The following is a 13,257-nucleotide window of genomic DNA, read 5'->3' on the forward strand; positions in this document are numbered from 1 at the left end:
AGACACTATGAAGAAGCAAGCTTCCGACATGGGTCGTCGTCAACTGCTTAAAGCATTGGCGATCGGCAGTGCCGCTGGCGCAGTGGCAACGGTCAGTGGTCAAGCGCTAGCTGCGACACCTGAAGTTGCCCCCGCTGCGAAAGGCGATGGCTACCAAGAGTCCGATCATGTTCGTAGTTATTATGCGTCGTTACGCAGTAAATAAGCGTTTCGTAGTCAATAATTAAAGGAGAGTGTGTGATGCGATTAACCCGCAAAACAGACCAAGCAGCCACAACTACTAAGGCTGTCTTAGGTTTAAACCGTCGTCAATTCCTCAAGTCTGCGAGTCTCGCAACGGGTGGTATTGCTGCGGCATCAATGCTTGGCGCAGGTATGATGCGTAAAGCAGAAGCAAAAGATGTACCTCACGATGCCCCAACTGAAATTAAGCGTACTATCTGTTCTCACTGTTCAGTTGGTTGTGGTGTGTATGCTGAAGTGCAAAATGGCGTTTGGACTGGCCAAGAGCCAGCATTTGATCACCCATTTAACGCTGGTGGACACTGTGCAAAAGGTGCGGCTTTACGTGAAGTAGGTCATGGAGCTAAGCGTCTTAAATACCCAATGAAGCTAGAAGGCGGCAAGTGGAAACGTCTTTCATGGGAACAAGCGATTGAAGAAGTTGGTCAAAAAGCGCTTGATATCCGTAAAGAGTCTGGTCCAGATTCCGTTTTCTTCATGGGAAGTGCCAAGTTCTCTAACGAACAATGTTATATGTATCGCAAATTAGCGGCAATGTGGGGCACGAACAATGTCGACCACTCAGCGCGTATTTGTCACTCTACCACTGTAGCTGGTGTTGCAAACACTTGGGGCTATGGTGCGCAAACTAACTCAATCAACGATATGCGCAACTCCAAAGTGATGATGTTTATCGGTTCTAACCCTTCAGAAGCGCATCCTGTCGCGATGCAGCATATTCTGGAAGGTAAAGAGCGTGGCGCTAAAATTATTGTTGTCGACCCTCGTTTTACTCGAACTGCAGCTAAGGCTGATGAGTTTGTACATATCCGTCCGGGTACCGATATTCCATTCATCTATGGCCTGTTATGGCACATTTTCGAAAATGGTTGGGAAGATCAAGATTTCATTAATCAGCGTGTTTACGGTATGGAACGTATCCGTGAAGAAGTGAAAAAATATGATCCAGCTGAAGTTGAAAACGTGGTTGGGATACCAAAAGCGCAGATGTACCGTGTTGCTAAGCTTTTAGCTGAAACTAAGCCTGGTACTGTTGTTTGGTGTATGGGTGGTACTCAGCATCACATCGGTAATGCGAACACTCGTTCATACTGTATTCTCCAGTTAGCCCTAGGTAATATGGGCGTGTCTGGTGGTGGTACGAATATTTTGCGTGGTCACGATAATGTTCAGGGTGCAACTGACTTTGGTTTATTATGTGATACTTTGCCAGGATATTATGGACTAAAAACAGGTTCTTGGAAGCACTGGTGTAATGTTTGGGACTTAGATTATGAGTGGGTTAAGAGCCGCTTTGATCAAGAGAAACATTTAGGCCAAGACCCAATGACCTCTGCAGGTATCCCATGTTCACGTTGGCATGATGGTGTACTTGAAGATAAAGCTAATATTGCGCAGAAAGATAATGTTCATATGGCATTTTTCTGGGGACAATCGGTTAACACTGAAACCCGTGGTCGTGAAGTGCGTGAAGCATTGAACAAGATGGAAACAGTGGTTGTAGTGGATCCATATCCAACTATGGCGGGTGTTATGCACGAACGTACGGATGGTGTTTATTTACTTCCTGCGGCAACACAATTTGAAACTTACGGTTCTGTATCAGCGTCTAACCGCTCATTACAGTGGCGTTCACGAGTGATTGAACCACTATTCGAATGTAAGCCAGATCATGTGATTATGTATAATTTGGCGAAGAAGTGGGGCATTGAAGGTGAGCTCTGTAAGAATATCAAGGTGAATGGTGAAGAGCCGTTGATTGAAGATATGACTCGAGAATTCAACCGTGGTATGTGGACTATTGGTTACACAGGTCAAAGTCCTGAGCGTTTGAAGATGCATCAAGAAAATTGGGGCACATTCGATATTAAATCGCTTGAAGCACCAGGTGGACCTGCTAAAGGTGAAACCTATGGCTTACCTTGGCCTTGTTGGGGTACTCCAGAGATGAAGCATCCAGGTACACAAATTTTGTACCGTACTGGTCGTGAAGTGATTAACGGTGGCGGTAATTTCCGTGCTCGTTATGGTGTTGAACATAATGGCACAAATATTTTAGCTGAAGGTTCTTACTCAAAAGGCAGTGAGATCCAAGATGGTTATCCAGAGTTTACCGACAAGATGCTTAAGCAACTTGGTTGGTGGGATGATCTAACGGCTGAAGAGAAAGTTGCTGCTGAAGGTAAGAACTGGAAGACTGATATCTTAGGTGGTATTCAGCGAGTGGCTATCAAGCACGGTTGTATTCCTTACGGTAACGCTAAAGCGCGTTGCGTCGTTTGGAACTTCCCTGATGATATTCCATTACACCGTGAGCCACTATATACACCACGTCGTGACTTGGTTTCTAAGTATCCAACTTATGATGATCGTATGGTTTGGCGCCTTCCTACCCTGTACAAATCAATTCAGGAAAAGGATTTTGCTAAAGACTTCCCACTCGCCGTTACAACTGGGCGTTTGGTAGAGTACGAAGGTGGTGGTGAAGAGACTCGTTCAAATCCATGGCTTGCAGAACTTCAGCAAGAAATGTTTATCGAGATCAACCCTGCGGATGCTGCTGATCGCGGTTTACGTGATGGTGATGATGTTTTCGTTCATAGTCCTGAAGGGGCAAAAATCACAGTTAAAGCGATGGTAACTCCTCGAGTTACCGCTGGCGAATGTTTCATGCCATACCACTTTGCGGGTGTATTCGAAGGTAAGAGCCTTGAGAAGAACTACCCCGAAGGAACAGTACCTTACGTTATTGGCGAATCTGCCAACACTGTAATGACCTATGGCTATGACGTTGTGACTCAGATGCAAGAGACGAAAGCCTCTTTGTGTCAGATCAGCAAAGCTTAATTAACTTGATGAGGAGATAAGCCATTATGGCAGTCATGAAATTCTTATGTGACACCAAACGCTGCATCGAGTGTAACGGTTGCGTCACAGCATGTAAAAACGAAAACGATTCCGCTCTAGAGTGGGGCATTCAACGTCGTCGCGTAGTCACTATCAATGATGGTGTACCAGGTGAAGCGTCAATCTCAGTGGCATGTATGCACTGTACTGATGCACCTTGTATGGCAGTCTGTCCTGCAGATTGTTTCTACCGCACTGAAGATGGCATCGTATTACACAATAAAGATACGTGTATCGGTTGTGGTTACTGCTTCTATGCTTGTCCTTTCGGAGCGCCTCAGTTCCCTCAGAAGACAGCATTTGGTAGTCGTGGCAAGATGGATAAGTGTACTTTCTGTGCCGGTGGCCCAGAAGAGACTCATTCAGATGCAGAGCGCCAGAAGTATGGTGCTAACCGTATCGCCGAAGGCAAATTGCCAATGTGTGCAGAGCTTTGTTCAACTAAAGCACTGCTAGCGGGTGATGCTGGCGTAGTATCTGATATCTACCGTGAGCGTATTGCAGCTAGAGGAAACCCTGGCGCAATATGGGGCTATACCCCAAAGACTGGCGCGTAGAGCTGAATAGGGCTATGCACTATGGTGTATAGCCCAATTAAGGAGTGAATATGTATATGAAATCACTGCGCAGCTTGTTCGCAATGCTAGTTATCCCTCTGGTTTTTTCTATGGGGTTGGGACTTAGCACATCAGCAATAGCAGCAGATGAACAATCGAGCCAACAGCAAGCGGGTAAAACCAGTGAAGCTGATCTTTGGCGCGCGGTAAGAGCAGGCGACTCAGGCTTTACAACAGCTCAAGGTATTGAGCCTGGTGTATTGATTAACGTTGCGGGTAACCAAGGTAAAGACGTAAGAAACCAGTACTTAACACCAGTGATGGGTATTACTGTTGTCGGTGTATTTGCTGCGTTCCTGTTTTTCTACTTGGTAAATGGTCCTTCTAAGCTGAGTAAGGGCTTTTCTGGAAAAATGGTGCTGCGTTGGACTAAAGCAGACCTGTGGATCCACTGGGTATTAGCGACATCATGTTTAGCACTGATTTTTACTGGTTTAAATATCATGCTAGGTAAATATGTATTGCAGCCTTATGTTGGGGAAGGCTTCTGGGCTGGTCTCATCTATGGTACCAAAACGATACATGATTGGGTCGGACCGATATTTATTGTGTCTTGGATCCTGTGTGTTGTTAAATGGATGCCAATGCAAACCTTCAAGATGTATGACTTAAAATGGTTCCTAGTAGTTGGTGGTTATATCAACTTTGGTCCATTTAAAGGCAAGCATCCTGATAGTGGCTTTGCTAATGCTGGTGAGAAGATGTGGTTCTGGTCATTAACCTTATTCGGGCTATTTATTGCCGCATCAGGTTTAATGCTAGTATTACCAGGTTTGGATCTACCGCGCGAAGCCTCTATGGCTGCACTGTTAATTCATGCTATTAGTGCGATTATCATCATCGCCTTTACTATCGTGCATATTTGGATGGCGACAGTATTAAGTGAAGGTGGTATGGAGTGCATGGTTTCTGGTTATTGTGACGAAAACTGGGCCTCTCAGCACCACAATCTTTGGTATGACGAAATCAAAGAAAACGGTACCTTAGAGTATAAAGATTAAGCTCTGATTATGAGTTATAAGTCTTAAGCTGTAAGTCATAAATAAATGCCCTTGGCCAAATAAGTCAGGGGCTTTTTTTTGCCGTTAATTCGCGAACGATTTTAATGCATTTGATAAGTCCTCCCCCCTACTTTAGCCTCTTGCAGAGGTTTAGTTTTGCTTGAAAATGTATCACGGTAAGTTATTCCACCACTAAATCATGTAACACTTAAGTTACTATAATTATTAACAATTAGTTATGCGCTTTATCGCTTTACTTGTACCGTCTAAACACCGCCATTATATAAAACATGATTAAGCTAACACTTTAGTGGTATTGATGATGTTTTCCGCAGCTGAATTGGATTCAGATCAATTTTTCTGCTGCCTTTTTCTCATATATTGTCCGCGAAACTTATGGATGTTTTTAATAACAATCACCTTATTTTGACTAGCTCCTTTAATGATAACACTTGAGTAACAAATGCCCGTGTTATGAGTTCGTAGAAAAGGTGCCCTGATAATTTCTAATAAAAAATATTCCTTCCATACCAGGAGCAAAAATGAAGAAGCAACAGCCTGATCTGAACCGCAGATCTTTGCTGAAAGCGCTCACAATTGGTGGCACCGCAGGTGTCGCAATCGCCGCAACAGGCGTGAGTGTAGCTCAAGCAAGTGAAAATAATGTCAGCACTAAGAGTGCTAATGGCTATCAAGAAACTGCTCACGTTCGCAGTTATTACAATAGCTTACGCGGCTAGTTTAGGAGAATTTAAGCGATGCAATTAACTCGTAAATCCAACGCGGCACCTACTGTAGAGAAAAAAACTCTAGGTATTAGCCGTCGTCAATTTATGAAGCAAGCTGGTATCACATCTGGTGGTATTGCTGCAGCTTCGTTGTTGGGTACAGGCATGATGCGCCGAGCAGAAGCCAAAGATGTCCCACATGATGCACCCACTGAAATCAAGCGTACAGTATGTAGTGCTTGTGCTGTTGGTTGTGGTTTATACGCAGAAGTACAAAATGGCGTATGGACAGGTCAAGAGCCTGCTTTTGATCACCCATTCAACAACGGTGGACACTGTGCTAAAGGTGCTGCGCTACGTGAACATGGTCACGGTGAGAAGCGTCTTAAGTACCCAATGAAACTTGTTGATGGCAAGTGGAAGAAACTATCTTGGGAACAAGCTTTGAACGAAGTTGGTGACCAGATGCTAGATATCCGTAAGGAATCTGGTCCAGATTCACTTTACTTTATGGGTAGTGCTAAGTTTTCGAACGAAGGCTGCTACATGTATCGTAAATTTGCGGCAATGTGGGGCACGAACAACGTCGACCACTCTGCACGTATTTGTCACTCTACCACGGTAGCCGGTGTTGCTAACACTTGGGGCTACGGTGCGCAAACTAACTCTTTCAACGATATTCAGAATGCAAATGCAATCTTCTTCATTGGGGCAAACCCTGCTGAAGCGCATCCTGTTGCAATGCAGCATATCCTGATCGCGAAAGAGAAAAATAACGCAAAACTTATTGTAGTTGATCCACGTTTCTCTCGTACTGCTGCGCATGCTGATTTACATTGTGATCTGCGTCCGGGTACTGATATTCCATTCATCTACGGTATGCTTTGGCACATTTTTGAAAATGGCTGGGAAGATAAGACGTTCATTCAAGAGCGTGTTTTCGAGATGGAATCAATTCGCGCAGAAGCGAAAAAATTCCCACCAAAAGAAGTGGCGAACATCACTGGCTGTCGAGAAGAAGATGTTTACCAAGCAGCTAAACTGATGGCGGATAACCGTCCAGGTACTGTTGTTTGGTGTATGGGTGGTACTCAGCATCACGTGGGTAATGCTAACACTCGTGCTTACTGTATCCTTCAACTTGCCCTTGGTAACATGGGTGTTAAAGGCGGCGGAACAAACATCTTCCGTGGACACGATAACGTACAGGGCGCGACTGACTTAGGTCTATTGTTCGATACGCTACCTGGTTATTACGGTCTAAAAACGGGTTCTTGGAAACATTGGAGTCACGTTTGGGATCTAGATTTTGATTGGGTTAAGAGTCGTTTTGACCAAAACTCATATCTGGGTCGCATTCCAATGAATACTCCGGGTATTCCTTGTTCTCGCTGGCATGACGGTGTGTTAGAAACGCCTGAAAAACTCGCACAGAAAGATCGTATTCGTATGGCATTCTTCTGGGGACAATCAGTTAACACTGAAACTCGTCAGCGCGATGTCCGTGATGCACTTGATAAGATGGATACGGTTGTTGTTGTGGATCCATTCCCAACAATGGCAGGTGTAATGCACCGTCGTAAGAATGGTGTTTATCTTCTTCCTGCAGCCACTCAGTTTGAAACTGAAGGTTCTGTGTCTAACTCTGGCCGTAGCCAGCAGTGGCGTGAGAAGGTTATCGAGCCATTATTCGAATCTAAGACTGACCTTGAGATTATGTACCGTCTATCTCAAAAGCTTGGGTTTGCTGATGAGTACACTAAGCGTATCGCTAAAGACGAAAAAGATGTTCTTGTCATTGAAGACATTACTCGCGAAATTAACCGCGGTATGTGGACTATCGGCATGTCAGGCCAAAGCCCTGAGCGTTTGAAGCTGCATACTCAAAACTGGGGCACATTTAGCAACACAACTCTTGAAGCTCTTGGCGGTCCAGCTAAAGGCGATACTTATGGTCTGCCTTGGCCATGTTGGGGTACACCAGAGCAGAAGCACCCTGGTACACAGATCCTTTATAACACAAGCAGACATGTTCTAGAGGGCGGTGGTAACTTCCGTGCTCGTTTTGGTGTTGAGTATAAAGGTAAGAACCTATTGGCTGAAGGTAGCTTCTCTAAAGGCGCTGAAATTCAAGACGGTTACCCAGAATTCACCGCTGACATGCTTAAGCAGCTTGGCTGGTGGGATGACCTAACAGCAGAAGAGAAAGTAGAAGCTGAAGGTAGAAACTGGAAGACTGACGTTTCTGGCGGTATCCAACGTGTAGCAATGAAGCACGGTTGTATCCCATACGGTAACGCTAAAGCTCGCTGTATTGTTTGGACATTCCCTGACGAAATACCAATTCACCGTGAGCCGCTTTATACGCCACGTCGTGATCTTGTGTCTAAGTATCCAACATATGATGACATGCAAGTTCATCGTCTACCGACGCTGTACAAGTCAATTCAAGAGAAAGACTCAGCAGCTAAGTACCCGCTAGGTCTGACTTCTGGTCGTCTAGTAGAGTATGAAGGTGGTGGTGAAGAGTCTCGTTGCAACCCTTGGCTTGCGGAGCTTCAACAAGAAATGTTTGTTGAAATTAACCCTGCTGATGCTGCTGATCGCGCAATTCGCGACGGAGACACTGTATGGCTTGAAGGTGCTGAAGGTGGCCGAATCAAGATTAAGGCTATGGTCACTCCACGCGTTAAGGTTGGTGTTACTTGGATGCCTTACCACTTCGCGGGTCATATGCACGGTGAAAGCCTTGCAGCTAACTACCCAGAGGGCACTGTACCTTATGTTCTTGGTGAGTCTTGTAACACAGCATTGACTTATGGTTATGACCCTGTGACTCAGATGCAGGAAACCAAGGCATCGTTGTGCCAGATCGTTAAAGCGTAATTGCAGTATTAGCTAGGAGAATTGCCAGAATGGCTACAATGAAATTTTTATGTGATACCAAGCGCTGCATCGAGTGTAACGGTTGTGTCACAGCATGTAAGAATGAAAACGACTCTGCTCTTGAGTGGGGAATTCAACGTCGTCGCGTAGTGACAATCAATGATGGTGTGAAGGGCGAAGCGTCAATTTCTGTCGCTTGTATGCACTGTAGTGATGCACCTTGTATGGCTGTTTGCCCTGCAAACTGTTTCTACAAGACTGAAGATGGCATCGTACTGCACGACAAAGATACTTGTATCGGTTGTGGTTACTGCTTGTACGCTTGCCCATTTGGTGCTCCTCAGTTCCCTCAAGGCGGCGCTTTTGGTGCTCGCGGTAAGATGGACAAGTGTACTTTCTGTGCCGGTGGTCCTGAAGAGAACCATTCTGACGCAGAACGTCAGAAATATGGTTCTAACCGTATCGCTGAAGGTAAGCTACCTATGTGTGCCGAACTGTGTGCAACTAAATCGCTACTAGCGGGTGATGCAGAGATGGTTTCTGCTATCTTCCGTGAGCGTGTTGCATACCGTGGTTCTAAAAACGCAATTTGGGGTTGATCAACTTAGGTTGAACATCTTCCAACATACTACTTGTTGGCCTGTTTAGTTGGGCCAACAAGCGGTAACAGAGGACGTATTATGAACAAATGGTTTAAACACATAGGTATTGCTATTGCACTGTTATTCAGTGTGACGGCTTTTGCTCATGATGGTGCTGATCATGCTGATGATGCCAAAGCTAATAATGGCCAAATTTGGTCACAGCTTAAAGCGGGTGCAGAAGGTCGTACAACATCGTTAAGTGAGTTTCATGCTCAGCCAATCAATACGTATGATTTACGTGTCCTTGAGCTGCGTAGTGACCTATTAGCGCCAGCGTTAATGGCTGCGCTATTTGGTATGATCATTATCTTTATCCTGTTTATCAAAGTGAATGGCATCTCCAAGCTGCACGGTGGTTTCTCAGGTAAGTTAGTGTATCGCTGGTCTAAGTTTGACGTGTCAATTCACTGGTTAGGCGCAATTCCATGCCTACTATTGATTTTGACTGGCCTAACACTATTGGCGGGACGTTTCTTCTTCCAGCCATATATCGGTGAAGGTATATGGTCAAACCTTGTCTATGCTGCAAAGCAAGTGCACGACTACATGGCGATCCCGTTCATGCTTGGTTGGGCGTTAATGACAACGCTTTGGGCTAAAAATCAGCTACCAAAGATGTACGACGTTAAATGGATGATGGTTGTTGGTGGTTACATCAACTTCGGTCCATTTAAAGGCAAGCATCCTGATGCTGGTTTCGCTAACGCGGGTGAGAAGTTATGGTTCTGGGCCTTTGCTTTATTTGGTCTAGTGATCTCTGCTTCAGGTATGTTGCTGCTATTCCCGAACTTGTTCGAGCCTAGCCGTACATTGAGCTTGATTGCATTGGTACTTCACTCTATCAGCGCTATCATCATTACTGCTTTCTCAATCGTACATATCTTTATGGCTACGGTTATGTCTGAAGGTGGTATGGAATGTATGGTTTCAGGTTACTGTGATGAAACTTGGGCAAGTCAGCACCACAATCTTTGGTTCGATGAGATCAAAGAGAATGGAACGCTTAAATACAAAGAGTAAACTCTTTGGTATTTAAGGCTTGAACGGCAAACACCTCAGTTGATTTATTCACTGAGGTGTTTTTGTTTTAAATGGACAAATGACAAGTTGGTCGATTTATGCGCTTTTGCTAAAACATGACTTACTTAACAAAATGCTCTACATTTCCTTGATAGGAAACGTTAAGTTATAACCAAATCACGTTTTACTGCGATTTAAAGTGTTAATTTTGCTCTCCGCTGGTTCATTTTGATATTTCTCTTTTACTTTTGAACAGCCATCTTTGATAGGAATCTTTATGTCTTCAATTATTTTGCCCGATAGTGCTCAACCTTATAAAGCAAATATCACCACGCCAGATTGGATGATTAGCGGTATGGAAAAGGTGATGCAGTTCTATGTCGATCGCAATCTAAGGTTAGATACGGTTTCCGCCGAGATGATGCCAAATCCTGTTGAAGGTAAGAAATACATGCTTTATGCGCATGTGCCTTTCTGTCATACCTTGTGCTCATACTGTACTTTCCACCGCTTCCTATTTAATGAAGACAAAGCCCGCAGCTATTTTGTCTCTTTGCGTAAAGAGATGGATATGGTGAAAAATCTCGGTTACGACTTTGAGTCTATGTATATCGGCGGTGGTACCACCACGGTATTAGAAGATGAATTAGCTCGCACCATTGAGCACGCTAAAACCTTGTTCCCAGGCATTAAAGAGGTGTCGTGTGAGTCAGATCCACAGCACTTAGATAGCCCCGGCTTTAAACAGTTGAAAGGGCTGGTCGACAGAATGTCTATCGGGGTGCAGAGCTTTAATGATGACATCTTGACCATGACTGACCGGATTGAAAAATTCGGTACGGGTCAGCAGACGTTCGACAAGATCATGGCGGCTAAAGAGCTGTTTCCTATTATTAACGTTGATCTTATTTTTGGCTTTCGTGGTCAAACAGATGAAGTTATTCAGCATGACTTAGATATGGCGGCAAAGTTAGACCCACGTCAAATCACCACCTACCCCTTGATGATCACTCATCAAACGCGTAAAAGTGTTAAGGGGACATTGGCTGCACCGCATGGCGACATGGCACGTCAATACCGTCAGATCCTAAATAGTTTGAATGGCCAATATAATCAGCTTTCTGCTTGGGCATTTGGAAAGACGCACAATGAAGGTTTTGATGAGTACGTTATTGATTATGATGAATATTTAGGGGTTGGTTCAGGCTCTTTCAGTTTCTTAGATGACACGCTTTACGTGAATACCTTTTCGTTGAAGAAGTATCAGGAGCGTATAAGAAATGGGAATATGGGTGTTGAACAGCAAAAAAATTATGGTCGTAAAGAGGTGATGCAATATCGCTTTTTATTGGGCATGTTCTCAGGGCGTTTATCACGTAAATACTTCCGGGAGACGTTTGGCGTCAATCTTGATACTGCGTTATTTAAAGAGATGACGTCAATGAAAGCCATGGGTGCCATCAAGAATGACCCTACCGATCCAGACAACTTAATCGTGACTGACAACGGCAAAATGATGGGGCTGTTGATGATGAAAGAATTTTATTCAGGCATGGACAATGTACGAGCCCAGCTGCGTAAACCATTAAAAGAGTGTGATATGTAATCAGTTAATATTGGCTAAGCTAATATTATCAATTGGTTTGATTAGGTCCACTAAACTCTCCCCACAACAAAGGCGGTAACTACTTTAGAGTATTTACCGCTTTGTTTTTTCACCCCGATAAATTTCTTATGTCTGCAGCGAAATTAGGTGCTCTAAACGAACGATATCTTCCCTAATTTGTACGATATACGTATCGGTATATCGCATTTTATCAAACTCATAAAGACACGCTTTATAACGTTTGAGACGAGTCTCGAGCGACTCCTGGAACTCCGTGAGTTCATCCATACTAATAATTGAGTCCATTCAACTATCCTATTCCGTTGGGATGTGGCCATAATATACGCAGTCAAGCCGTGACTGTGTAAGTGTTTTAAGTATAGTCAAAATGGGTGGAATAACAGAAAAGATTTATAATTCATTATTACGAGGTTTTTCTGAAGCTTAATACTGACGGCAAATGCATATTTAGTTATAAATGTCGTCAAGTCTCACAACTGCTTGAGATATGTCTTACATGAAACGACTATAAAACGCCCAAAAGTACGCTAGAGCATTCTCGGAAATGTAAAATTGAACAGTTTCTCAAGATAAAAGCTAATGACTTACGCATTGGGCTTGGCGCACGAATACAAATCTCTTACTATCAATGTATCGCACTCTATTTATCGGGTTGTCATGGGCAGTATTTTACTTGTTGCAAACTTAAACTGTGATCGTATCTTTAACCTCAATAAACCGCTGAAAACAGGAGGTCGATTTCATTATCAAGATGGCGGCCAGCGGCTTGGTGGCGGTGGTGCTAATACGGGGATCGGCTTAGTTTGGGCTGGGCATCAAGTGACGTTAGTGACTGAAGTCGGGCGTGACGACGTCGGTGATTGGTTGTTAGCAGAAGCGAGTACTCAGGGAATTAATTGCAGCTTAGTGCAGCGTCGAGCGGGTCCTACTAACGAAATGCTATTGATGATGACGCCTGATGGTGAGCGAACCATCATTCGTCCCGAGCGACCAACATTTGAGTTACCCATTCCGCCTCAATGGGGCACGATTGATGCTTTTTATATTAATTCATCATCTGAAGGTGCTGCTAGCTGGGCGAAAACGGCGATTAAGCATTGTTGGGTGATAGCCCAATTGGCTAAAGATGAGCGAGCTCGACCTTGCCATATTTTATTAGCCTCCTTAAGTGATATGCATGGACGTTGCGGACAGCTGCCATGGGAGTTTGCCAAGTCGATAGCGGGCGAAAGTTTGCAATATTTTATTGTGACGGATGGTGAGAATGGCGCCACGCTCTACAGTGGATCTGAACCCGTTGATGTGGCGGCGGTGCCGAGTGTGGTGGTTGATACCACTGGCGCGGGGGATGCCTATGCTGCAGGCCTTATTAACGGTCTGGTTAACAACTTGACCATGGTTGAGTCGATGCAAGAGGCTTCGACTTGGTCTAGCTACGCAGTGGCCTGTGAGAGTTCAATCCCAGGAAAAGGCTTAAAAGAGTATTTAACTGCAGGAGCTCAATCTAAATCGTCATCTTAATGTCACTATTATCAAGTAGCTTTAGCTATGGATTGGCGTTTTCTTTGGTTGATTAACCTCTTT

General features: G+C 44.4%; 11 protein-coding genes. 10 read left to right on the forward strand and 1 reads right to left on the reverse strand.

What is annotated here, in order from left to right; genetic code table 11:
- The first annotated feature begins 7 nt into the window (after positions 1-7).
- The 9 genes from L2729_RS00245 to L2729_RS00285 all read left to right on the forward strand — a co-directional run bounded on the left by L2729_RS00245 (position 8) and on the right by L2729_RS00285 (position 11,652).
- Positions 8-205 (forward strand): twin-arginine translocation signal domain-containing protein, encoded by a 198-nt coding sequence (locus L2729_RS00245; RefSeq protein ID WP_101090114.1) that lies wholly within the window; start codon positions 8-10, stop codon positions 203-205.
- A 35-nt stretch (positions 206-240) separates the two neighbouring features.
- On the forward strand, positions 241-3,090 hold the full coding sequence (locus L2729_RS00250) for a formate dehydrogenase subunit alpha (RefSeq protein ID WP_248986434.1): 2,850 nt from the start codon (positions 241-243) through the stop codon (positions 3,088-3,090).
- 26 nt (positions 3,091-3,116) lie between these two features.
- Positions 3,117-3,707: a formate dehydrogenase FDH3 subunit beta gene (gene fdh3B / locus L2729_RS00255; protein WP_101090112.1), complete on the forward strand. Its 591-nt coding sequence runs from the start codon at positions 3,117-3,119 to the stop codon at positions 3,705-3,707.
- Between the two features lie 50 nt (positions 3,708-3,757).
- On the forward strand, positions 3,758-4,768 hold the full coding sequence (locus tag L2729_RS00260) for a formate dehydrogenase subunit gamma (RefSeq protein ID WP_101090111.1): 1,011 nt from the start codon (positions 3,758-3,760) through the stop codon (positions 4,766-4,768).
- Positions 4,769-5,310: 542 nt separating this feature from the next.
- Positions 5,311-5,508, forward strand: coding sequence for a twin-arginine translocation signal domain-containing protein (locus L2729_RS00265; RefSeq protein ID WP_101090110.1), 198 nt, complete (start codon positions 5,311-5,313; stop codon positions 5,506-5,508).
- A gap of 18 nt (positions 5,509-5,526) precedes the next feature.
- A complete protein-coding gene (locus tag L2729_RS00270; RefSeq protein WP_248986435.1) occupies positions 5,527-8,382 on the forward strand; it encodes a molybdopterin-dependent oxidoreductase in 2,856 nt (951 codons plus the stop codon).
- A gap of 29 nt (positions 8,383-8,411) precedes the next feature.
- The gene (gene fdh3B / locus L2729_RS00275; protein WP_248986436.1) at positions 8,412-8,981 is read left to right on the forward strand and encodes a formate dehydrogenase FDH3 subunit beta; all 570 of its coding nucleotides are present in this window, start codon (positions 8,412-8,414) and stop codon (positions 8,979-8,981) included.
- A gap of 81 nt (positions 8,982-9,062) precedes the next feature.
- Positions 9,063-10,046: a formate dehydrogenase subunit gamma gene (locus L2729_RS00280; RefSeq protein WP_248986437.1), complete on the forward strand. Its 984-nt coding sequence runs from the start codon at positions 9,063-9,065 to the stop codon at positions 10,044-10,046.
- A 277-nt stretch (positions 10,047-10,323) separates the two neighbouring features.
- Positions 10,324-11,652, forward strand: coding sequence for a coproporphyrinogen III oxidase family protein (locus tag L2729_RS00285; RefSeq protein ID WP_248986438.1), 1,329 nt, complete (start codon positions 10,324-10,326; stop codon positions 11,650-11,652).
- 126 nt (positions 11,653-11,778) lie between these two features.
- On the opposite strand, the gene L2729_RS00290 is transcribed toward L2729_RS00285, so the two are convergent.
- Positions 11,779-11,958 (reverse strand): hypothetical protein, encoded by a 180-nt coding sequence (locus tag L2729_RS00290; RefSeq protein ID WP_101090105.1) that lies wholly within the window; start codon positions 11,956-11,958, stop codon positions 11,779-11,781.
- A 372-nt stretch (positions 11,959-12,330) separates the two neighbouring features.
- Here L2729_RS00290 and L2729_RS00295 point away from each other — a divergent pair, with 372 nt between their 5' ends.
- Complete coding sequence (locus L2729_RS00295; protein ID WP_248986710.1) at positions 12,331-13,194, forward strand: PfkB family carbohydrate kinase; 864 nt, start codon at positions 12,331-12,333, stop codon at positions 13,192-13,194.
- The last annotated feature ends 63 nt before the right edge of the window (positions 13,195-13,257 follow it).

It is taken from the genome of Shewanella gelidimarina (assembly GCF_023283945.1).
Lineage (GTDB): Bacteria > Pseudomonadota > Gammaproteobacteria > Enterobacterales > Shewanellaceae > Shewanella > Shewanella gelidimarina.